22 protein-coding genes are annotated in these 22,694 nt (G+C 54.1%); 14 read left to right on the top strand and 8 right to left on the bottom strand.

Annotated features, from left to right (window positions below; translation table 11 throughout):
• Positions 1-244: 244 nt before the first annotated feature.
• Positions 245-2,011 carry an adenine deaminase gene (adeD, locus tag QNN88_RS16760; protein ID WP_414241210.1) on the bottom strand — a complete coding sequence of 589 codons (1,767 nt, stop codon included), beginning with the start codon at positions 2,009-2,011 and terminating at the stop codon, positions 245-247.
• 175 nt (positions 2,012-2,186) lie between these two features.
• On the opposite strand from adeD, the gene QNN88_RS16755 reads away from it, so the two are divergent.
• The 3 genes from QNN88_RS16755 to nepI all read left to right on the top strand — a co-directional run bounded on the left by QNN88_RS16755 (position 2,187) and on the right by nepI (position 5,369).
• Positions 2,187-3,521, top strand: a complete 1,335-nt coding sequence (locus QNN88_RS16755) for an NCS2 family permease (protein ID WP_414241209.1) — start codon at positions 2,187-2,189, stop codon at positions 3,519-3,521.
• A gap of 52 nt (positions 3,522-3,573) precedes the next feature.
• Positions 3,574-4,026, top strand: coding sequence for a DUF1198 domain-containing protein (locus QNN88_RS16750; protein WP_414241208.1), 453 nt, complete (start codon positions 3,574-3,576; stop codon positions 4,024-4,026).
• A gap of 149 nt (positions 4,027-4,175) precedes the next feature.
• Positions 4,176-5,369, top strand: coding sequence for a purine ribonucleoside efflux pump NepI (gene nepI, locus QNN88_RS16745; RefSeq protein WP_414241207.1), 1,194 nt, complete (start codon positions 4,176-4,178; stop codon positions 5,367-5,369).
• A gap of 111 nt (positions 5,370-5,480) precedes the next feature.
• Here nepI and QNN88_RS16740 read toward each other — a convergent pair whose 3' ends face one another.
• The 5 genes from QNN88_RS16740 to QNN88_RS16720 all read right to left on the bottom strand — a co-directional run bounded on the left by QNN88_RS16740 (position 5,481) and on the right by QNN88_RS16720 (position 10,432).
• Entirely contained in the window at positions 5,481-6,860 is a 1,380-nt protein-coding gene (locus QNN88_RS16740; RefSeq protein ID WP_414241206.1) for a carbohydrate porin, read from the bottom strand.
• Between the two features lie 195 nt (positions 6,861-7,055).
• On the bottom strand, positions 7,056-7,358 hold the full coding sequence (locus QNN88_RS16735) for a PTS lactose/cellobiose transporter subunit IIA (protein ID WP_008786514.1): 303 nt from the start codon (positions 7,356-7,358) through the stop codon (positions 7,056-7,058).
• A 12-nt stretch (positions 7,359-7,370) separates the two neighbouring features.
• A complete protein-coding gene (locus tag QNN88_RS16730) occupies positions 7,371-8,753 on the bottom strand; it encodes a glycoside hydrolase family 1 protein (RefSeq protein WP_414241205.1) in 1,383 nt (460 codons plus the stop codon).
• A gap of 20 nt (positions 8,754-8,773) precedes the next feature.
• On the bottom strand, positions 8,774-10,105 hold the full coding sequence (locus QNN88_RS16725) for a PTS sugar transporter subunit IIC (protein ID WP_414241204.1): 1,332 nt from the start codon (positions 10,103-10,105) through the stop codon (positions 8,774-8,776).
• Positions 10,106-10,117: 12 nt separating this feature from the next.
• Positions 10,118-10,432 carry a PTS sugar transporter subunit IIB gene (locus QNN88_RS16720; protein WP_414241203.1) on the bottom strand — a complete coding sequence of 105 codons (315 nt, stop codon included), beginning with the start codon at positions 10,430-10,432 and terminating at the stop codon, positions 10,118-10,120.
• 292 nt (positions 10,433-10,724) lie between these two features.
• Between QNN88_RS16720 and QNN88_RS16715 the strand changes: the two genes are divergently transcribed.
• Positions 10,725-11,681, top strand: a complete 957-nt coding sequence (locus QNN88_RS16715) for a LacI family DNA-binding transcriptional regulator (protein WP_414241214.1) — start codon at positions 10,725-10,727, stop codon at positions 11,679-11,681.
• A gap of 36 nt (positions 11,682-11,717) precedes the next feature.
• On the opposite strand, the gene QNN88_RS16710 is transcribed toward QNN88_RS16715, so the two are convergent.
• Positions 11,718-12,011, bottom strand: a complete 294-nt coding sequence (locus QNN88_RS16710; RefSeq protein ID WP_414241202.1) for a YicS family protein — start codon at positions 12,009-12,011, stop codon at positions 11,718-11,720.
• A gap of 128 nt (positions 12,012-12,139) precedes the next feature.
• Here QNN88_RS16710 and QNN88_RS16705 point away from each other — a divergent pair, with 128 nt between their 5' ends.
• The 9 genes from QNN88_RS16705 (at position 12,140) to nlpA (ending at position 21,055) form a co-directional block, all read left to right on the top strand.
• The gene (locus QNN88_RS16705) at positions 12,140-12,556 is read left to right on the top strand and encodes a GNAT family N-acetyltransferase (RefSeq protein ID WP_414241201.1); all 417 of its coding nucleotides are present in this window, start codon (positions 12,140-12,142) and stop codon (positions 12,554-12,556) included.
• Positions 12,557-12,660: 104 nt separating this feature from the next.
• Complete coding sequence (dagR, locus tag QNN88_RS16700; RefSeq protein WP_414241200.1) at positions 12,661-15,459, top strand: transcriptional regulator DagR; 2,799 nt, start codon at positions 12,661-12,663, stop codon at positions 15,457-15,459.
• A 213-nt stretch (positions 15,460-15,672) separates the two neighbouring features.
• Positions 15,673-16,098: a PTS sugar transporter subunit IIA gene (locus tag QNN88_RS16695; RefSeq protein WP_414241199.1), complete on the top strand. Its 426-nt coding sequence runs from the start codon at positions 15,673-15,675 to the stop codon at positions 16,096-16,098.
• Positions 16,099-16,109: 11 nt separating this feature from the next.
• Entirely contained in the window at positions 16,110-16,595 is a 486-nt protein-coding gene (locus QNN88_RS16690; RefSeq protein WP_414241198.1) for a PTS system mannose/fructose/N-acetylgalactosamine-transporter subunit IIB, read from the top strand.
• A 23-nt stretch (positions 16,596-16,618) separates the two neighbouring features.
• On the top strand, positions 16,619-17,368 hold the full coding sequence (locus QNN88_RS16685; RefSeq protein ID WP_042323417.1) for a PTS mannose/fructose/sorbose/N-acetylgalactosamine transporter subunit IIC: 750 nt from the start codon (positions 16,619-16,621) through the stop codon (positions 17,366-17,368).
• On the top strand, positions 17,365-18,225 hold the full coding sequence (locus QNN88_RS16680; RefSeq protein ID WP_161215577.1) for a PTS system mannose/fructose/sorbose family transporter subunit IID: 861 nt from the start codon (positions 17,365-17,367) through the stop codon (positions 18,223-18,225). The genes QNN88_RS16685 and QNN88_RS16680 overlap by 4 nt, the downstream gene beginning before the upstream one ends.
• 3 nt (positions 18,226-18,228) lie before the next feature.
• Entirely contained in the window at positions 18,229-19,338 is a 1,110-nt protein-coding gene (dgaE, locus tag QNN88_RS16675) for a D-glucosaminate-6-phosphate ammonia lyase (RefSeq protein WP_414241197.1), read from the top strand.
• Positions 19,325-20,068 carry a 2-dehydro-3-deoxy-phosphogluconate aldolase gene (gene dagF, locus QNN88_RS16670; RefSeq protein ID WP_414241196.1) on the top strand — a complete coding sequence of 248 codons (744 nt, stop codon included), beginning with the start codon at positions 19,325-19,327 and terminating at the stop codon, positions 20,066-20,068. The genes dgaE and dagF overlap by 14 nt, the downstream gene beginning before the upstream one ends.
• Before the next feature lie 168 nt (positions 20,069-20,236).
• Complete coding sequence (nlpA, locus tag QNN88_RS16665; protein ID WP_414241195.1) at positions 20,237-21,055, top strand: lipoprotein NlpA; 819 nt, start codon at positions 20,237-20,239, stop codon at positions 21,053-21,055.
• Positions 21,056-21,080: 25 nt separating this feature from the next.
• Here nlpA and QNN88_RS16660 read toward each other — a convergent pair whose 3' ends face one another.
• Entirely contained in the window at positions 21,081-21,983 is a 903-nt protein-coding gene (locus QNN88_RS16660) for a carboxylate/amino acid/amine transporter (protein ID WP_414241194.1), read from the bottom strand.
• Positions 21,984-22,174: 191 nt separating this feature from the next.
• Between QNN88_RS16660 and QNN88_RS16655 the strand changes: the two genes are divergently transcribed.
• Positions 22,175-22,690, top strand: a complete 516-nt coding sequence (locus tag QNN88_RS16655) for an anti-virulence regulator CigR family protein (protein ID WP_414241193.1) — start codon at positions 22,175-22,177, stop codon at positions 22,688-22,690.
• Positions 22,691-22,694 lie beyond the last annotated feature (4 nt).

Genomic DNA, 22,694 nt, shown 5'->3' with positions numbered 1-22,694 from the left:
CGGGCTGCCGCTGGTTGACGTTAAAAGACGGGTTGCGTGGCGCGCAGAATCTGACTGCGGGAGAATAATCCGCATAACAGGAACCGGCAATCCGTCTGCCGGTACAGCTGTGGGATCGCGAGAGAGGATGTACTACATCCGTGGCGGGTCTTATGAACCACAGCAGGGACGTATAATCACTTGAGATCCCACATTTAATTCTCTTTTTTCATCTCCTTTCATTCTCTGGTTCGGCAACCCTAAATCAGTCAGCGATCTCCGGGGGGGTGAAGGTAAACGTTTCACCGTCAAACAACCCCTGGCTGGTGAGTTTTAGCGCGGGAATGACCGGCAGGGAGAGAAATGCCATCTGGATAAAAGGTTCGTCAGGCAGTGTGCCGCACGCGCGACCTGCCGTTTTTAGCGCATCGATTTGTCCGGCCAGCGAATCGGCGGTGTCGGTGCTCATTAATCCGGCAATCGGCAGCGGCAAGTGACATTGCACCTGACCGTTACGAACAACGCAAAGCCCGCCGCCATCGTCAATCACCTGAGTAACCGCCAGAGCCATCTCTTCAGCGCTGCGACCAATCACCACAATATTATGACTGTCATGGCTGACCGTTGCCGCCAGCGCACCTTCGTGCAGTCCGAATCCACCTAACAAACTGCAGGCCGGGGGAGACTGGCGACCGTAGCGCTCAAGCACGGCGATGTAGCAAATATCATGGCGATCGAAGCCCTCCGCAGTGCACTCGCAGTCACTGGCACCCGTCACCAGCTCGTTAGGGATAACATCGATCACCCGATAGCGTTTGCCGGGGGTGAAATGCAGCGGGAAGTCATTGGCGCAAACGGGATGGCGCGCAATGGTATTGCCATACGGCGGAACGGTTTGCGCCAGCCTTGCCGGTTCTTCAGCTTTCAGACGTTCGGTGTCAATGGGTTCTCCTTTGGCAAACACTTGCTGTACCGTCACGTTGCGGGCATCGCTGAGCAGGACGATATCCGCCTGTTTTCCGGGGGCCAGTAAGCCAAGATGGTGCAAACCAAAATGACGTGCCGCTGACCAGCTGGCGACGCGGTAAGCGACGTGCAGGGGGACGTGATGCTGCAAAATCAGCCGGCGAATCAGGGCGTCGATATGCCCTTCATGCGCGATCTCCCACGGGTTGCGATCGTCGGTACAGAGCAGGCATTGCGGGCTGTTAAAGGCGTTGATCAGCGGTGCCAGCGCGTCGAGGTTACGGGCGGCGGAACCTTCGCGGATCATCAGCGCCATCCCGAGTTGCAGTTTACGACGCCCCTCCTCCCGGGTGTAACTCTCGTGGCAGTTCTCGATCCCGGCGGCGATGTAGGCGTTGAGTGATTTACCGCTCAGTCCTGGGCAGTGGCCGTCCAGCGTCAAGTGGCGGAAGGCCTCCATTTTGTCGAGCAGCGCCGTTTGTCCGGCGATGACGCCCGGGTAATCCATCACTTCGGCCAGTCCGGTCACCAGAGGATGATCGCGCCAGGTCAGCATCTGGTCGAGGGAGAAATGTGCGCCATTCACATCACATCCCTTCAGGGCCGGAACGCAGGAACTTACCTGCAGATACTGATTCTGTTTCGCCTGTTCGGCGCAGCGGACAAACCAGGAGAACCCTTTTTCGCCCATCACATTGACGATTTCATGCGGATCGCACACGACGGTGGTAAGGCCACGCGGGAGCGTTGCGGTTTCAAAAGTCACAGGCGTCATCATGCTGGATTCAATATGCAGGTGTGAGTCGATAAAGCCGGGAACTGCCGTTGCCCCGTTGGCGTCGATACGCCGTAATGCCGCAGCGTCACGGTACTCCGCACCGATGCCCGCAATATGTCGCCCTTTAGTCACGATGGGACCCGTCATTTCCCCGCCATTGATAATGTCGAGAAGGATGACATTATCAATAATATAATCGGCAACAGCTTCACCGCGTGCAACGGCTAACAATTCCTGCTGTTCCTGACGGCTAATATAATGAAATTTATGGCTTATGCTGTTATTCATATTTTTCTCATTTTGATTTTATCAATTTGATTATTATTTATCATTAAAGAGTGCCGGTTGATTATTTAAAGCTTATCGATTAACGGACGTTTGCATTGTGATTGCAATCACTGAATTAAATAGACGAGATGTTTTAAATGAAGCCTGTTTATATCCTCATGAATGGATGGCAAAGATGAATAGTGATATCACTGATGACGCGAAAAAGGAGTCAAATTACTTTTCGCGGTTATTTAATCTGCACCAGCATGGCACCGATGTGCGGACAGAAATGATTGCCGGGATGACGACGTTTTTAACGATGGTGTACATTGTTTTCGTTAACCCGCAAATACTCGGGGCCGCGCAGATGGACCCCAAAGTGGTGTTTGTCACCACGTGTCTCATCGCTGGTATTGGCAGCATCGCAATGGGCCTCGTCGCGAACCTTCCCGTTGCATTAGCCCCGGCGATGGGATTGAACGCCTTTTTTGCCTTTGTGGTGGTGGGGGCGATGGGGGTGAGCTGGCAAACGGGAATGGGAGCCATATTCTGGGGCGCGGTAGGATTATTTTTACTCACACTTTTCCGCATTCGTTACTGGATGATTTCCAATATCCCGATTAATTTGCGTATTGGTATCACCAGCGGTATCGGTTTATTTATTGCGTTGATGGGGTTAAAAAATGCTGGCGTCATTGTTGCGAATAAAGACACGCTGGTGACCATTGGTAACTTAAGCTCCCACAGCGTATTGCTGGGTATTTTAGGTTTCTTTATTATTACCGTGCTCTCATCGCGTCAATTTCACGCGGCGGTGCTGATATCCATTGTTGTGACTTCCTGTTGCGGGTTGTTTTTCGGTGATGTTCATTTTAGCGGTATTTACTCTGTGCCTCCCAGCATTAGCGGGGTAATGGGTGAAGTGGATTTACGCGGTGCATTATCGCTTAATTTGGCCGGGATTATCTTTTCATTCATGCTCATCAATTTATTCGACTCATCAGGAACATTAATTGGTGTGACGGATAAAGCCGGCTTAATCGATGACGACGGTAAGTTCCCTGGTATGAAGCGGGCGCTGTATGTCGACAGTATGAGTTCGGTTGCCGGAGCGTTTATCGGTACCTCTTCCGTGACGGCCTACATAGAGAGCACCTCGGGCGTGGCGGTTGGCGGGCGCACTGGTCTGACGGCGGTGGTGGTTGGCGTACTTTTCCTGCTGGTGATGTTTTTTTCTCCGCTGATAAGTATGGTTCCCGGTTATGCAACGGCAGGCGCGCTGATTTTTGTCGGCGTGTTGATGACCTCAAGCCTCTCCCGTGTTAACTGGGATGATTTTACCGAGTCGGTGCCTGCATTCATCACCACGGTGATGATGCCTTTTAGCTTCTCCATTACCGAGGGGATCGCGCTTGGCTTTATGTCGTACTGCATCATGAAAGTGTTTACCGGACGCTGGCGGGAACTAAACCTGTGCGTCGTTGTGGTCGCGGTGCTTTTTGCGCTGAAAATCATTCTGGTGGATTAGTATTCACGGGCCGTTTCCAGATATCATGAGCGCTGATAAAGCAGGAGAACGCATGATCTGGATAATGCTGGCCACACTGGCGGTGGTGTTTGTTATCGGGTTTCGGATACTCACTTCCGGATCCCGACGGGCGATTCGCCGCTTGAGCGAGCGTCTGAATATTGATGTGGTGGCGGTAGAATCGATGATCGATCAGATGGGAAAAGCGCAGGGAGAGGCATTTATGCAGTATCTCCATCGCCCCGACGAGTCACATCTGCAAAATGCCGCTCAGGTTTTGTTGATCTGGCAAAGCGTCATTGTGGACGGCAGCGAGCAAAACCTGTTGCAGTGGCATCGCCTGTTGCAAAAGGCCCGGCTGGCTGCGCCAGTCACCGACGCGCAGGTGCGCCTGGCGCTCGGTTTTCTGCGCGAAATGGAGCCTGACTGGCAGGACATCAACGCTTTCCAGATGCGCTACAACGCCTTTTTCCAGCCTGAAGATGGCGTGCACTGGCTGCACTGAGAGCAGTATGGATAATGAATGTCGTTACGCAAATGAAGCGTAAAACAGGTGAAGCCATTGGACAAATAGTTGCCAAAACGTTAAATACGTCACAATTAAAATGTTACACTGCGTGACTTTCTCACAAGAACACCACGCAGGTCGCATAAATGAGTGAATGTATCGAAGAAAAAACCCGCGCTGACGTTGTCACCCGCCCGAACTGGTCGGCGGTGTTTGCCGTGGCGTTCTGTGTCGCTTGCCTGATTACTGTCGAATTTTTACCGGTGAGTTTACTCACGCCGATGGCGCAGGATCTGGGGATTTCCGAAGGTGTCGCCGGGCAGTCGGTGACCGTCACCGCGTTTGTCGCCATGTTTGCCAGCCTGTTTATCACGCAGATCATTCAGGCTACCGATCGCCGCTATGTGGTGATTCTGTTCTCCGTGTTACTGACCCTCTCCTGCCTGCTGGTCTCTTTTGCCAACTCCTTTGCGCTGTTGTTGGTAGGGCGCGCCTGTCTGGGACTGGCGCTGGGCGGATTCTGGGCGATGTCGGCGTCGCTGACTATGCGTCTGGTGCCCCCGCGTACGGTGCCGAAAGCGCTGTCAGTGATTTTCGGCGCGGTCTCTATCGCGCTGGTGATTGCCGCACCGTTGGGCAGTTTTTTAGGCGGCATTATTGGCTGGCGTAACGTCTTTAACGCCGCGGCGGTGATGGGTGTGCTGTGCGTTGTCTGGGTGGTGAAATCCCTTCCGTCGCTGCCCGGCGAACCGTCGCACCAGAAGCAAAACATGTTCAGCCTGTTGAATCGTCCGGGCGTGATGGCGGGAATGATTGCTATCTTTATGTCCTTTGCCGGACAGTTTGCGTTCTTCACTTACATCCGCCCGGTGTACATGAATCTGGCGGGCTTTGATGTCGATGGCCTGACGCTGGTGTTATTGAGTTTTGGCATCGCCAGTTTTGTCGGCACTTCGCTGTCGTCTGTGATCCTCAAACGCTCAGTCAAACTGGCTTTAGCCGGTGCGCCGCTGGTGCTGGCGTTAAGCGCGCTGGTACTGATGCTGTGGGGCAGCGACAAGATTGTGGCGGCCGGTATTGCGATTGTCTGGGGACTGGCGTTTGCGCTGGTGCCGGTGGGGTGGTCGACATGGATTACCCGATCGCTTGCCGATCAGGCAGAAAAGGCTGGATCCGTCCAGGTCGCCGTGATCCAGCTTGCCAATACCTGTGGGGCCGCGGTGGGTGGCTATGCACTCGATAACCTGGGCCTGCTGTCGCCCCTGATGCTCTCCGGCAGCCTGATGCTGCTGACGGCGCTTCTGGTGGCAGCGAAAGTTCGCATAAAGGGTATGCAATGATCTCACTCTCTGTTTGTCGGATGGCGCTGCGCTTATCCGGCCTACGGCACAGAGACCTGTAGGCCGGATAAGGCAGTTATGCCGCCATCCGGCATAACGCGATATTGCTCATCAGAACCACGCTTCCCACATCGCGCCGACGTTGAAATCGTCAAGCGTCTCGTCATTCGTGCCGTTCACGCGCGCGGTGCGGTCGTTGTCCACCTTGCCGCCAGTGACATAGAAGCGCAGCATCGGACGGAACTCCGGCCCCATCGCAATTGACATATTCTGCGACAACGTCAGCTTCCAGCCTTTGTTATCGCCGCCGGTGTCATAATCGACGCGCTGATAGCCCGCTTCCAGCCAGGTCGAGTGCACGTCGTTCCAGAAGTACATCGGGCGCACAATCGCGCCGTAGTTCTTGCGGTTTTCGCTCTGATCGGCACTGTTGTCGTAGTCATGGAACGCTAGCAGATATTCAACCTGCGCCTGCTGCGTGAATTTATGACTCCCTTCGAAGCTGGCGTAAATCGCGGTCAGATCGTCAGTTTTGTTGTAGACGCTGTTGTCGGAGTTGTCAGAGTAACGGGCGATCACTTTGTTCACGCCGCTGTCATTGGTGTGGCTGACGACAAACGCGCCCTGCCAGGCTTTCAGGCGATCGTCGCTATCGACCGCTTTCGAGTCAAAGCCGTAGTTGGCGTAAATTTCCAGATCCAACGGACCGAGTTTCATGCCGTGGATTTTTGACGTTACGGCGTAGTTGCCTTTGTCGCCCGTACCGGAACCACCGGTACAGGTAATGCGCGACGGGTTGGCTTCATCTTCCATCACTTCCGGGCTGCACGATTCAACGGCGGCAACGGTTGCCACGTCAAACTGAACGCCGCCAATGTCGAAGTTCTTCACTCCGGCGCCCTGGCCGTCGTGGTTCATCCAGAAGTAGTCGTTGATCCCCTGTTGCGGGCGCTGGTGGAAGTCGCGTCCCGCCCAGATATAAGCATTCGGGTTGGATTCCAGAACGTTGGTGACACCGGCGTAGGCTTTTTTGAGGTTCACCTCGTCGCCCCAGTGGTCGATCATCACGTTAATATCCCAGATGGCGCCATTGTCGCTTTTGAACGCTTTGGAGAGCTGGAATTCGCCGCCGTTGCCTTCGTTGCCCAGACGACCAATGGCGGAGGCGCCGTTATAGGAGCCGTCCACGCCGACGTACTTCTGATCGCCGCTCTGGAAGTGCGCGCCGTAACGCGCATAGCCGCTGAATTTCACGCCGAATGGAATGGCCATATCCGGTGACTGCGCGGCGCTTTGCGGCTCAACAATCACATCGGTTTTTTTCGCCACAGCAGCGTCCATTTTCGCCTGACGTTCCGCAAGGGCTTTGTCTACGGCTTTGGCGACAATGGCGTCGATTTGTTCCTGCGTAAATTCCTGTGCGAGTACAGAAATCGGGCAAAGCGCGGCCACGACCGCCATGGCTAATGGAAGTTTTTTTATCATGTTCATGGTTATCTCATTTACGTTTTATCCTTCAGTTTGCATTAGCATTCTGAACAGATGTGCGCATTAATTTATTTTAAGATAATAACCATCCCGTCCCGGTGTAATTCGCTATCACCAAAACAAGCTGATCTGTTATTTATAGGTACAGAATGCGTTTATTTAATCGTAGTGACGTCTCCGTTTATTATTTAATTTAAATTAACGTTGATAAAGATGAATGATTTCTTCTGACAATTCGCGTGCTAACAGCGATGTCATTAAGTGATCCTGCGCATGCACCATAATTAATGTCATGGGTTGCCGGGCTTCCCCGGCATCCTGTTCGATCAATTTGGTTTGCATGTGGTGAGCCTGACGGGCATAGCCGTCCGCCTCACGAAGCAGGCTTTTCGCCTCGTCAATGTTGCCAGCGCGCGCCGCGTGCAGTGCTTCGAAGCACAGACTGCGGGACTGCCCGGCATTGACGATAATTTCCATTACTGCTTCTTCTAATGCAATCATTGTAAATATCTCTTAATCGAATCCATTATGTTCGGCAGTAGTCGCGAACCACTCGCCGCTCTTTTTCACCGTACGTTGTTGGGTCTCTAAATCTAACTGGACAAAACCGTAGCGGTTTTTATAACCGTTAAGCCAGGACCAGTTATCAATAAACGTCCACATGTGATAGCCGAGGCAATGACAGCCTTCACTGATTCCTTTATGTAGCCATTTAAGATGTTCAGAGACAAATTCAATACGGTAACTGTCGTTAATTTGCCCGTTCTCAATAAATCGCTGTTCGTTTTCGACGCCCATACCATTTTCAGAAATAAAGCAGCGGGGATTGCCATAATTATCACGCAGATTGGTAATAATATCGTAAATACCCGGTTCATAAATTTCCCAGCCCCGATATGGGTTCATTTTACGGCCTGGCATTTCATAGTAATCAAACAGCCATTCAGGCATAAACGGCGCATTCAGATTGATGGCAGTATCGCGGCATTTCACGCGGCGGGGCTGATAGTAGTTAATGCCCAGCAGGTCGATTTTGCCATCAGCGATTAACTGCGCATCGTCTGGCTGGCATGCCGGTAGCTGATCGTACTCTTTCAGTAATGCCACCAGATCCGCCGGATATTCCCCTTTCAGCACCGGATCGAGGAAGCTGCGGTTAAACAGCAGATCCGCATGGTGCGCGGCTTTCACATCCGCCGGATGCTGCGAGCGCGGATAGGAGGGCGTCAGGTTGAGCACCACGCCGATTTCACCGTCGTTGTTGCCTGTGCGATACGCACGAACTGCCGTCGAATGCGCCAGCACGGTGTGATACGCCACGGTCGCCGCCCGTCTGAAATCCACCACGTTCGGATAGTGGAAGTCATACAGATAGCCGCCTTCTACCGGGACAATCGGTTCGTTAAAGGTGAACCAGTGTTTAACCCGGTTGCCGAACAAGTCGAAACACGTCTGCGCGTAGCGGCCGAAGGCCTCCACGACGTCACGGTTTTCCCAGCCGCCTTTTTCCTGCATCACCATCGGCATGTCGAAGTGAAACAGTGTGATAAACGGCGTGATGCCCTGCGCCAGCAGTTCGTCGATAACATTGTTATAGAACGTCACGGCTTCTGGATTCACTTTGCCCGTGCCGTCAGGTATCAGGCGCGACCAGCTTAACGAGGTGCGGAAGCTGTTATGTTTCAACTGCTTCAGCAGCGCGATGTCCTGTTTCCAGTGCTGATAAAAGGTCGAGGTGTTCACCGGGCCAACCCCCTGATGGAAACGACTTGGCTGGCGGTCGAACCACACATCCCATGTGGTCTGGCTTTTGCCGCCGTTCAGGCTATCCCCTTCGGTTTGCAGCGCTGAGCAGGCACTGCCCCACCAGAAGTTTTCAGGAAAACGGTATCTCATTGTTCTGACTCCTTGATTCATTATGAGTTGCTACGGGCAGCGTTCGCCACGGAGACGGCATCCTGCGCTTTTTGCTCTTCTGTCTTCAGCAGAGAACGTTCGTAAGCGCGCAGGAACGGGAGGTAAATCAGCGCCGACATCACCATGCAGATCAGACACATCACCACCGGACTAAAGGCCCAGTTCGCCGCCCAGGATGCGCCAATGGGGGCGGGCGTGGTCCACGGCGTCAGAGAAACGACCTGATCCAGCCAGCCCAGACGGGTCGCGGCATATGCCAGTACGGCGTTGATCATAGGTACGAAGACGAACGGGATGAACAACATCGGGTTCATAATGATCGGCGCACCGAACAGAATAGGCTCATTGATGTTGAAGAAACTAGGCACAATTCCCATTTTGCCGATGGTGCGTAAATGGGTAACGCGGCTGCGCAGCAACAGGAAAGCCAGCGGTAACGTAGAACCGACGCCGCCGATCAACAGGTAGTGATCCCAGAAACCTTGCAGATAGACGTGTGGCAATGCCGCGCCTGCTGCCAGTGCCGCCTGGTTCGCGGAAAGGTTGGCCATCCAGAACGGGTTCATAATGCCCGTAACAATCAGTGAACCGTGAATCCCGGCAAACCAGAAAATCTGGCACATCAGGACGGAAAGCAGGATCGCCGGCAGGGAGTCAGATGCGGAAACCAGCGGTGCCAGCAGGTGCATGATCGCCTGCGGAATAATCATCCCGGTTTGCGCTTCAATAAACAGGTTCAGCGGGTGCAGCGTGGCGATGACCACCAGAACCGGAATGAGGATCTCAAACGAACGGGCGACGCCAGTGGGGACTTCTTTCGGCAGACGGATCGTTACGTTGTGCTGCTTGAGCCAGGCATAGACGCGCGTGGCATAGATAGCGGTAATCAGGGCGGTAAAGATCCCCTGACCGGAAAGGTACTGGGTGGAGATTTTCCCGTCAGCATAGGGAGCGGCGACCAGTAAGAAAGCCATAAACGCCAGCAGGCCGGACATGATCGGATCGAGGTTAAACTGACGACCCAGACTGGCGCCAATCCCAACGGAGATGAAGAACGTCATAACGCCCATGCTGAGGTTAAACGGCAGCATCAACTGTTCACGATACGTGGCGGAGAAATCGAGCCAGCCACGGGCAAAGCTGTTGGTGGTTTCGGCAGAAAACGGCGGAAAAATAAACACCAGCATAAACGAGCCGATGATCATAAACGGCAGCGCCGCGGTAAAACCATCACGAATCGCAATCACATACTTTTGCTGGCCCAGTTTACCGGCAAGAGGGGTGATGGATTGTTCTATGACAGCAACCATTGACTGATATAACGAACTCATAATGACACCTTTCTAGTGTGTCGCTTCAATCAGCGACAGAGCATAATCCAGCACCTTGTCACCACGTTGCATCCCGTAATCCAGCATATCGATCGCTTTGACGGGGATGTTTTGGGTGGCAGCCTTCTCTGAGAGCGTGTTAAGCATGTATTTTACCTGGGGGCCAAGTAGCACCACCTGGTAATTTGGAAACTGAATGTCAAATTCGGAAACGCCATATGCATCAATTTGTACAGGCAGCTTCCGCTCTTCTGCGGCCTCGACCATTTTTCGAACCAGCAGACTGGTGGACATCCCTGCAGAGCAACACAACATAATCCTGAACATTATTAACCATCCTCAAAATGTAAAAACTTATTGCGAGACTGATTTGATATCATACGGAAACCGGTTTCCATCCGCAGCAAACGGAACTGTGATAGCCATCAAGATCTTATTCTTATAAGGCTAATTATTTCGATTCAGGTCACGATTTTGATGCTATTTCATCCTTTTTGAGTGGAAACGGAAAATCGGTTTCCATGAAAAACGGAAACAGCTATACTGCAGATGGCGATAATTTGAGCCAATGTTAAATTCAGGATTCGAGGAGCCAGGCAGGCTCTGTCAGGGGAGAATGATGTCTACTATCAACGATGTATCGCGTTTGGCTGGCGTGTCTAAAGCCACGGTGTCGCGCGTGTTGAGCGGATCGCGTGGTGTGAAGGAAGCCAGTCGTCTTGCCGTGTTGAAAGCGGTGGATGAGCTGAACTACCGTCCGAATGTGATTGCCCAGTCGCTGCTCAGCCAGACTACCGGCTGTATCGGCGTCATTTGCGCACAGGACAACATTAACCAGACGACAGGCTATCTCTACGCGCTGGAAAAACATCTGAGCCAGCACCAGAAACATCTGTTGCTTCGTTTTGCGAATACGAAAGCGGAGGTGATGAGCGCCCTTGATGAATTGAGCTGCGGCCTGTGTGACGATGTGCTGATCATCGGTGCGCGTTTCCCACTGAATATCAGCCAGGAAAACGTCATTCTGGTGGATTGCCTGGAAGCAGGCGATGATGTCAACAGCATCCAGTTTGATCATGCCTTTGCGACAGAAACGGCCTGTAACTATTTGATTAGCCAGAACCGTCGGCAGATTGCCCTCATTCATCCTGAAGGGATGGGGTTCTGTGAGCAGGTGCTGCTCGGTTACAAGCACGCGCTGGAAAAAAATTTCCTGCCGTTTAATCGCAGCCTGGTCTTTATGGAAGCGACCTCTTCGTCGGTCGCACTGCAGGAGTTGTTGAACAACGCCTCTACGCTTAATTTTAACGCCCTGCTGGTGGCGGATGAGCAGCAGGCGCAGCGGGTGATCCCCCAATTGCAGGCGTTTAATAAGTCGGTTCCGGAAGACATTATGGTCTTTAGCCTCGCCGGTTCGCTGCATCTGCCGGGCATTCCCACCATTCCGGCAATCGAATACTCCATGGATGCGATGGCGGCGCGGATTGTCAGTTGGCTGAACGAAAAAACACAAAGCATGCTGGGGTCTTACGTGTTGCGCGGCGACCTCATCATTCCGGATGTGCGCCAGCGTTAATTTCCGTTTTCCGGGCGTGAAGCGTCGGCTTCACGCTCACATATCCGGGCATTCCACCTTGCCGAGCGCTTCCCAGTAGTTGCTCTGATTATTCCTCTCTATCGCCACAATTGCTTCACGAATGTGCTGCTGATTCCCCTCATTCGCCATGATCGTTTTTTCCCACGCCTCGTCAGATGGCGAGCCTTGCGGCGTACAAATTTTTCGTAAGTCTTTGAGTATCGTATTTTTTTCGTGTGCGGATTGCAGTGCGCCGTAAGGCGAGTCGGCCTGTGCCAGCGTTGGCATCAAGAAAAGGACGGCAATGATCGGTAAAACGGCTCGTTTCATGGTAATAATCCTTGTTGTCGATGCGCATCATTTTAAGAGTAAGTGTAGACGGCGTACGGCTCACTCAGCACCCCGTGTTATTGTCAAAAAGAATGTCAGCTAAAAGTGGTATTTTTCAGGAGGATAAAATGCAGATACAGATTACGGATACGGTGACCGAAGACGATCAAAACGCGCTGCTCACCGGATTGCGCGCCTATAACCTTCAGTTTCTGAAGACCACCAATTTTGGCGATCTGGCCGTTTACTGGCGCGATGAAACGCAGAAAATTCGCGGCGGGCTGATTGGCAAAATCAAAGGGGAGTGGCTGTGTATTGAGTATCTCTGGATGCATGAGTCGCTGCGTAAAGGCGGCTACGGCAGCCGGTTGATGCAGGCCGCCGAACAGGCCGCACGGGAAAGAGGCTGTCACCATGCGCTGGTGGATACGATGAGTTTTCAGGCACTGCCGTTCTATCAAAAAAACGGCTACCAGCTGCAACTCACCCTCGACGACTTCCCGGAAAAAGGCGCCGCCCGCCACTATTTATCGAAAACATTTTGATGACCGGAACGCGTTCGGCGTGACCTCTGGGGGCCGATTCACTTTCTTGCATAGCAGAATAGTGTATGTTCTGAACAATCATTTATTTCTGAAGCGGTAAAGTGATGAGACGGATTGAGATCGTACTGGGCGAGCTTGAAAGACTGACGCGTGGGCTGGACTGTACGGATTTGGCGCGGGAAACCGCGTTCACGGCAGAAGCGATCGGCTTTAATCTTGGGCTGGCGCGTAACTCGGTCAGTAAAGATCTCAATCAGCTGTGGAACGACGGTCTGGCGGTTAAAAGCCGGGGACGTCCGGTGTTCTTTCTGCATCGCCAGACGCTGGAAACGCTGCTCGGGCGTAAACTGGAAGACAGCGAGCGTGAAGTCCGTTCGGTGGCCGATCTGCTTCCGCAACCGGAAAACACGGACGGTGACGATCCCTTTACCGGCCTGATTGGTTACGATCGCAGCCTGCGCGACGCGGTAGAAAAAGGCCGAGCCGCCGTACTCTATCCGCAGGGTTTACATGTGTTGTTAACCGGCCCTTCTGGTGTAGGGAAAACATTCTTTGCTGAACTGATGCACCGTTTCGCCTGCGAACAGGCCGCCGGTTCCCCGCCACCGCTGGTCTACTTTAACTGCGCCGAGTACGCCCATAACCCGGAACTGCTCTCTTCCCACCTGTTTGGTCATCGTCAGGGGGCGTTTACCGGTGCGAGCGAGAACAAACCCGGTCTGGTAGAACAGGCGGACGGCGGCTATTTGTTGCTGGATGAAGTGCATCGTCTGCCGTACGAAGGGCAGGAAAAACTGTTCTCCATTCTTGATAAAGGCGAGTACCGACCGCTCGGCGAAAGCAGTAAGGCGCGCCCGATTTCGGTTCGCCTGATTTGCGCGACCACGGAACCCGTGAGTTCATCGCTGTTGCGAACCTTCCAGCGGCGAATTCAGGTGAGCATAGATTTGCCTGGGATTCGTCAGCGTTCCGTCGAGGAACAGGTCGAGCTGATCGTCGGTTTCCTGCAGCGTGAAAGTCGCAAAATTGAACGCACGGTCAGCATCGATAAAGCGTTGTTGCTCTGGCTGTTAAATAAACCGCTTGAAGGCAATATCGGCCAGCTCAAAAGCGATATCCAGTTCCTCTGCGCCCAGGCGTGGGCGTCAGGGATGACGGAGCATAACGACACACTACAGCTGGATAAACGGCTGGCGGAGATACCGTTTCACGCCACGCCGGAACAGCGCCTGCTGGTCGATGCCTTGTTTGAAGGGAAAGAGCGGCTAAGCATTGATGCGCGCACGCTGCCTGCGTTAAAAAGCTCACTGGCGACCGGCGCAGAAATCGAAGAGAGCGACCTCTTTTACAGTTTTCTGACGCGGGAATATGTCAATCTGCGCAACAGCAACGTCCCCCCGGCGGAAACGCTGGCGATCCTGAAAAACAAGCTCAGCTCGATTTTCGAATACGGTCTCTACAGCCGCGACAATATTGCGCATCCGCCGCGCTATGGCGATCAAATCGAAGAGCGCGTGACGCTGTTGATTGGCTGTGTGGAACAGGTGCTCACGTTTACGCTGCCGGAAAATTTAGTGAATCCGCTGCGCAAACACTTCCTGGCGCTGATTGGTTATGTTCAGCGCGGGCTGATTCCCCAGCTCTACTCTTCAAGCCTCATTCTTGATCGCTGCAAAGACGAGTACGACAACGCCACGCTGCTGTGTCGGAAAATCAACGAGCTGCTGCATATTCAGTGCCCGGCGACGGAAGTGGTCTGGCTGTGTCTGTTCCTGAAAGAGTGTCGTCACTATCGTCAGCGCATTGATGCCAGCCCGGACTGTGGCGTCATTCTGGTCGCCCACGGCGCGACCACTGCGACCAGCATGGCGCAGTACGTCAACCGCGTACTGGAGCGTGAGTTGTTCAGTGCCATCGATATGCCCTTTGAGCAGTCGGTACACGATACGCTGGAAACGCTGACCCAGCGGATTCAAACCCACGGTTACCAGCGGTTGATCCTGATGGTTGATATCGGTTCACTGGTGCACTTCGGCAGTACGATCAGCAAGTTATTCCAGATAGATGTGCTGTTGATGCCCAACATCACGCTGACCAGCCTTCTGGAGATCGGTCTGGATTTAAGCTACGAAACCAGCGACTTACCCCACCTCGCGGCGCTGATGCAGAGCAAAAATATCCCCTGTCAGCTGTGTACGCCGCAGCAGGAAAACGGCGGTAAAGTGCTGGTGATCTCGTGTATTACCGGCATGGGAACGGCGGAGAAGATTAAGAAAGTACTGGAGGAGAGTTTTGGCGAGCTGATGTCGCAGGATACGCGCATGGTGATCCTCGATTACAACGAGGTACGCAGTCTTGAACGTGTTCAGCAGGCGCTGAAGGCCAGTGAACGGCTGGCGGGGATCGTCGGGACCTTCCAGCCAGGACTGCCGGATATTCCGTTTATCTCGCTGGAAGAACTGTTCTCTGAGCAGGGGCCGGAGCTGGTGTTAAGCCTGCTGACGCCGGATCTCTCCAGCGCTGAGCGCCGTCTGGAGATGGAGCGCAGCGCCATGCGGTTTATCAGCGCGTTGACCATGGAGAGCATCATCAACCATATTTCAGTGCTCAATCCACAACGTATTCTCAAGGAGATGGAGGGCGTACTGAATCATCTGACGACCGCGCTTTCTCTCAAACCGAGCCGCCAGGTGACACTACGCTTCCTGATCCACTGCTGTTGCATGGTTGAGCGTATCGTGATCAACCGTAAACCGTTACAGATGGCGCTGGAAAACAAACCGGATCTCGACCCGCGCGCATTTAGTGTCATCAAATCCGCCTTCCTGCCTATTGAAGAAGCCTACGCCGTTCGTTTGTCGGATGCGGAATATTTTTATATCTACGAACTGCTTTATAGCTGATCCCTTAACGGACAAGGCGTTACGCCTTGTCCGCTCTCCTTTCCCCCCTCGCGTGACACAAATACTGGCACAGCGTTTGCTCTTACCTTGATGAGTTTTGCCGGATGGCGGCATAAATGCCTTATCCGGCCTACAAAAGCACTATCCGTAGGCCTGATAAGCGAAGCGCCATCAGGCATTGCAAGTCTCATGTAATCGCGCCAGGAGGCCATTTTGACTACCACTCAACCGTTGCCCGACATTCTGCTGCTGACCCATGGCGGCTGGGGACAACAGCTTTGCAACAGCCTGCGCATGGTCATGGGCGAAATCAAAGGCGTGACGGAAATCGCGCTGATGCCCGTCGATACGCTGGGCGAGTTTTATCAGCGTGTCGAAACCGTGGTGAAAACCATGCCGGAAGGTTCGCTCATTCTGACCGATTTTGTGGGCGGAACGACGTCCAACGTGGCCGCGCGACTGAGCGCGGATTATCCGGTGGCGGTTGTTTCCGGACTCAACGCATCGCTGCTGCTGGAAGCGCTGGACAGACGTGAACATGGCTCACTGACCGACTGCGTCAGCGAGCTGGTGGAAGCCGGACGCAGCAGTTGCCTGGACGTTGTCGCCCACGTCCGCCAGTTACAACAATCACAATAAGGAAAATCATCATGGCAAACATCGTGTTATGTCGTATCGATAGCCGTCTGATTCATGGGCAGGTCGTCACGAAGTGGGTCGGGCAATCCCAGGCCAACCGCATCGCGGTGGTCAGCGACGAACTGGACGCCGATCCGTTTATGAAAAACATCTACCTGATGGCCGCACCGCCGAACATCAAAGTGGACTGCTACAGCAACCTGAGCTTTGCCGCCTCATGGAAAGAGAACCAACTGGGCGACGGCAATGTGCTGGTGCTGTTCCCCTCTCTTGCCGCAATCCAGCAGGCCGTACAACAGGGCTTTGATGTCTCCACAATTCAGGTGGGGGGTCTGGGCGGTGGACCGAACCGCAAAGCGGTATTCCAGAACATTACGCTCGATGAAAAAGACGTTGGCATTCTTAACGACCTGAAAAGTCGTGGCATTCAGGTGTTCTTCCAGACTATCCCGGAAGATAAGCCGCAGTCGCTGGACGATATCCTGAAAAAATTCTAACCCTCTGATAATGGGATAACACTATGGATACCTTAGTTTTTGCAAGCCTGATGGGGTTGTATTACTGGTTTGCCCGCTTACGCCTTGGCTACACCTTCTCTGCCATGCTGCTTCAGCCAGTGGTGGTCGCAGTCTTTGTTGGGCTGCTGCTGGGCAACATGCAAACCGCGATGATTATCGGTGCCGGGATGCAGCTCGTTTATCTCGGCGTGACCTCCACGCCTGGCGGTAACGTGCCGTCAGATCCGGCGCTGGCGGCCTGTATCTCGATTCCCATTGCGGTAAAAGCCGGGATGGATCCGAACCTGGCCATTGCGCTGGCGATCCCCTTCGGCGTGATTGGCGTCTTCCTCGACCAGTTGCGCCGTACCCTGAACGCCGCCTGGGTGCATATGGCTGATAAGCATGCGGAAACGGCGAACATGTCGGGCATTATGCGCTGTGCGTTCCTCTACCCGGCGCTGCTTGGACTGGCGCTGCGTTTCCCGGTGGTGTTCGCCGCGAACTACTTCGGTCAGGACGTGGTGGAAAGTTTCCTCAAACTGATGCCGCACTGGCTGACCCACTCATTTGAAATCATGGGCGGGATCCTGCCGGCGCTGGGCTTCGCGATCACCATTATGGTGATCGGTAAAAAGAGCCTGCTGCCGTGGTTTATTGGCGGATTCTTCGCGGTGCTGTACCTCAAGGTAGACATCATGGCGATGGCGATCTTCGGGACCTGTGTGGCCTTCCTGATTAAAGGTCTGGCGAAAAATGAAGGAGCAGCATAATGAGCAGCGACGTAATGCAACATGAACTGGTTGAGCGTGCGCGGACAACCGGGGCGCTGACGAAAGCAGATATCACCAAAGCGTGGTTTATCTACTGGCTGGGCGCGGAAGTGTCTAACTCTTATGAACGTCTGCAGAGCCTGATTTTCTGCGCCTCGATGACGCCGATCATCAAAAAGCTCTATCCGCAAAAAGAGGAACAGGTCGAGGCGCTGAAACGTCACCTGAACTTCTTCAACTCCGAGCAAACATTTGGCGCGGTGATTCAGGGGATTTCTATCGCCATGGAAGAGCAGAAAACGCGTGGCGAACCGATTAGCGATGCCTCGATTACCGGGATTAAAACCGGTCTGATGGGCCCGCTGGCTGGCATGGGCGACTCCATCGTCTGGGCCGCCGTTATGCCGCTGCTGATTGCGATTTTCATCCCTTTCGCCGCTAATGGCAGCGCGTTTGGCGGTATTGCGCCGTTAATCCTCTATCCGGCGATTACGCTGGCGATCAGCTACGGTCTGATCCACAAAGGCTACACCCTGGGACGTGATTCTATCGTTGGCCTGTTGCAAGGGGGGCGAATCAAAGAACTGATCTACGGCGCGAACGTGTTGGGGCTGATCATGATGGGCGCGCTGTCGGCAAGCTACGTCAAGATCACCACGCCGTTGAAAATCAGTGCGCTGAAAGGCTCTGAAGTGGTGGTGCAGCAGATCCTCGACTCCATCGCGCCAGGCCTGCTGCCGCTGGCGGCGGTGTTTGCCATCTATATCTTCCTGGTGAAAAAGGGACCGCGTTACACCACCATTCTGTTGTCAATTGTGGCGCTGAGCGTGGTGTGTTCGCTGCTGGGAGTGTTGTAAGCCATGACAGAGAATATCTATCAACAGCTGGGGCTAAAACAGGTGATTAACGCCTGCGGCAAGATGACGATTCTTGGCGTCTCCAGCGTCGCGCTGGAGGTGATGCAGGCAACAGTGCGGGCGGCCTCGGCCTTTGTTGAGATCGACAAACTGGTGGACCGAACCGGTGAACTGGTTTCCCGCTTTACCGGCGCGCAGGACAGCTATGTGACCTCCTGCGCCTCGGCAGGGATCGCCATTGCCGTGGCGGCCGCCATTACCCGTGGCGATCCGCTTCGCGTGTCGCTGATGCCGGACAGCAGCGGAATGGCCAACGAGGTGGTGATGCTGCGTGGGCATAACGTGGACTACGGCGCGCCGATTACCAGCGCTATTCGTCTGGGCGGCGGGCGCGTTGTGGAAGTCGGCTCGAGTAACCTGGCCGCACGCTGGCAACTGGAGAGCGCCATTACCGACGAGACCGCCGCGCTGCTGTATGTGAAATCGCACCATTGCGTGCAGAAAGGCATGCTCAGCATTGACGACTTTGTGCAGGTAGCGCAGATCCACAACCTGCCGCTGATTGTCGATGCCGCCGCCGAGGAGGATTTACACGCCTGGGTGGCGAGCGGGGCGGACATGGTTGTCTACAGCGGGGCGAAAGCCTTCAATGCGCCGACCTCCGGGTTTATCACCGGCAAGAAACCGTGGATCGCTGCCTGTAAAGCGCAGCATCACGGTATCGCCAGAGCGATGAAAATCGGTAAGGAGAACATGGTCGGGCTGGTGTATGCGCTGGAAAATTATCACCAGGGGCAGACTGTGGTAACCGCCGAACAGTTGCAACCCACAGCGGCTGCGATTTCAGCGATTCCTGGTCTGACCGCGGATATCGAGCAGGACGAAGCCGGGCGCGCCATCTGGCGCATTCGCGTTCGGGTCGATGCGCAGGCGTTTGGTCTGGACGCGCGTGAAGTTGAAGCCCAACTGCGAAGTGGTGATATCGCCATTTACGCACGGCGCTATAACCTCCATCAGGGCGTATTCAGCCTCGACCCACGTACGGTCGCGGAGGGGGAAATGGCGTTGATTGTGGCGCGACTTAAGGAGATTGCAGAACATGCAGCAGATTAATTTTTATCGTCAGCGTGTGGCGATTAACGTGCTGGCGAAAGATATCGCCAACGCCAGGGAAATCTATGATGCCGCTGAGGGACACGCGGTGATTGGTGTTCTGTCCGCGCAGTTTTCGTCGGTCGACGAAGGCGTTCAGGAGGTGAAGCGCTGGATGGCGGAAGTGCCGTCGATTTCGGTCGGGCTGGGGGCGGGCGATCCGGCGCAGTATTACAAGGCGGCGATGATTGCTGCAAAGGTCCATCCGGCCCACGTCAACCAGACCTTTACCGGCAGCGGTTTTGCGGCGGGGGCGCTGGCGGCGACGGGTGGTGAGCAGACGCATATCAATGCGCTGGTCAGCCCGACAGGAACGTCTGGCGAAGTGCTGATCTCCACTGGCGTCAACAGCAGCCAGGGGACGCCAGCGCCTGTCTCTTGCGATGCCGCCGTGCGGATGATGCAGGATATGGGTGCGCACGCGGCGAAGTTCTTTCCGATGGGTGGAGAGAAATCGCTGCCGGAGCTGTACGTACTGGCAAGCAGCGCGGCGCGTAACGGCATGACGCTGATTGAACCGACCGGCGGTATCGATCTGGATAACTTCGGCGTCATATTACAGACCTGCCTGGAGGCGGGAGTGCCGCGCGTGATGCCGCATGTGTACAGTTCGATTATCGATCCGCAAACCGGGAATACGCGACCTGAAGATATCGTCAGGTTAATGGACATCGTCAAAGCGCTGGTCTGAGCCGAATGGCGCTGCGTGTGGTCAGCGCAGCGCCATCAGGATTTTCGCATATTCTCCCTTTATGCCTTTTTCTTCTTATTGATACCTTTTCGTTTTTTAAACCGCAGCACCCTTCCCGCTATAGTCATTTCATTACTCATCAGGCGGTTATTTCAAAAGGATAAAAACGTGAAATTGACGATACCTCATTTACGGACAGGGGCGGCGATACTGCTGGCGGGATTGTTGCTGGTCGGATGCGATCAGCAGAGCAGTGATGCAAAGCACATTAAAGTGGGTGTGATTAACGGTGCCGAGCAGGATGTCGCGGAAGTCGCCAAAAAAGTGGCGAAAGAGAAGTACGGCCTCGACGTTGAGCTGGTCGGTTTCAGCGGCTCGCTGTTGCCAAATGACGCCACCAACCACGGCGAACTGGATGCCAACGTTTTCCAGCATCGCCCGTTCCTTGAGCAGGATAACCAGGCGCACAACTATAAGCTGGTGGCGGTGGGGAATACCTTTGTCTTCCCGATGGCGGGCTATTCGAAAAAAATCAAAACGGTGGATCAACTGAAAGAGGGCGCGACGGTGGCGATCCCGAACGATCCGACCAATCTGGGGCGTGCGCTTCTGCTGCTGCAAAAAGAGAAGCTGATCACCCTGAAAGAAGGGAAAGGTCTGCTGCCGACGGCGCTGGATATCACCGATAATCCGCGTCACTTACAGATTATGGAACTGGAAGGCGCGCAGTTACCGCGCGTACTTGACGACCCGAAAGTCGATGTCGCGATCATCAGCACCACCTACATTCAGCAAACCGGGCTTTCTCCGGTTCATGACAGCGTGTTTATCGAAGATAAAAATTCGCCGTACGTGAACATTCTGGTGGCGCGGGAAGACAACAAGGACGCGCAAAACGTGAAGGAATTTTTGCAGTCCTATCAGTCGCCGGAAGTCGCTAAAGCGGCGGAGAAAATCTTTAACGGCGGTGCGGTGCCGGGCTGGTAAAATGACCGCTGCCGCGCCAGCGATGTCAGCCGGTTCTGGCGCGGCGGCGAGAATCCATCGAGATCAACACCACGGAAGACAAAATCAGCAGCGTGCCCAGCCAGTCCGGCAGAGTGAAGGTAATTCCTAACAAGAGCAACGACAGTAACGCGCTGCTCAGCGGTTCGGCACAGCTTAAAATGCTCGCTTTCGGCCCGCCAATCATCTGCGCCCCTTTCAGATACAGGCTGAACGTCAGCGACGTGCCGATCACCACCAGGTAGAAAAACGCCAGGATCAGGCTGCCATTAACCACGAAACCTGTGCCCTCTCCGGCATAAAACGGCAGCAGGATCATCCCGCCGATTAACATACTCCAGCCGACAATCGGTAAGGTGCCGTAACGTGCAATCAACGTTGACGGGTAGGTGGTATAAAACGCGGCGGCGAACGCCGAGGCAATTCCCCAGAACAGCGCGGCGGGTGAAATTGACAGCGAGGTGGGGTTGCCGTGCGTCACCAGTAAAAAGGTGCCGATGAGGGAGGTGAGGATTGCCGTGAGCACCAACACGCCGGGACGTGCCTTACGTACCAGAGCGAACCACGCCACGATAATCGTCGGAGACAGAAATTGCAGCACAGTCGCTGTCGCGGCGTTGGATTTTTCGATGGTCAGCAGGAAGGTGAGTTGTACGGTCAGCGCGCCGACGACAGAAAAGATCAGCAGGCTCAGGGCATCTTTGCGGTCTTTGAAAAGGGAAAAGATTTTGTCGCCGTGCACAAAGGAGAGCATCAGCAGAATGAGTCCGGCAAAAATCAGACGCGTCATGGTCAGAAATGGCGACGACATCTGGCTTTGCTCCATAATGTATTGCGCGCAAACGCCGGAACTTCCCCATAATACGGCGGCGATCAGGACATTCAGCATCCCTCTTCTGGTGGACCCCATGTTTTCCTCGGCTGTGTTTTTTCGACGTTATTTGCAGGCATGATAGCAGATAAGGCACAGTCGTTACCCTCCACATAACAGGTTGTTTATTAACAGCCTGCGAGCCAATTCAAAACCAGGATTTTTGACATTGCGCACTTGATGGCGGCGCACTATTGTCAAAGTGGAACATCATCTGGAAGGAACACATCATGGGTAAGCGTCGGGGTTTAACGGCAGTGCTGGCCACTCTGGTTTCACTCTCTCTGTTCGCCGCGCCGGTCATGGCGAATCCGGGGAATAGTAACGGAAATGGTCATAGCGGTGGCCAGGGCAACAGCAGTGGCAATCATGGAAATAAGGGCAACCAGGGAAATAACGGGCAAAAAGGAAATCCGGCCCAGAAAAACAACGCTTCTTCCGATCATCGTAAAAATTACGGCAAACCCGATCATGTCGAGTCTGACATCAGTTTTGCGACAGCGCGTCATCTGGCGGTGAACTACGGCCTGACGGGATATGATTCTCTGCCACCGGGCATTGCGAAAAACCTGGCGCGTGGAAAACCGCTCCCTCCGGGCATCGCGAAAAAAACCGTCCCGGCGTCCATGCTGGGGCAATTGCCTTATTATCCTGGCTATGAATGGAAAATTGTTGGGGATAATTTAGTGCTGATTGCGCTCAGTACTGCCGTGGTCACGGCGATTATTAATGGGGTGTTTGATTAATGAG

The sequence above is a fragment of the Citrobacter sp. ANG330 genome (genome assembly GCF_047467925.1).
GTDB lineage: Bacteria > Pseudomonadota > Gammaproteobacteria > Enterobacterales > Enterobacteriaceae > Citrobacter_A > Citrobacter_A amalonaticus_G.
This window is presented reverse-complemented; position numbering and strand designations above follow the sequence as displayed.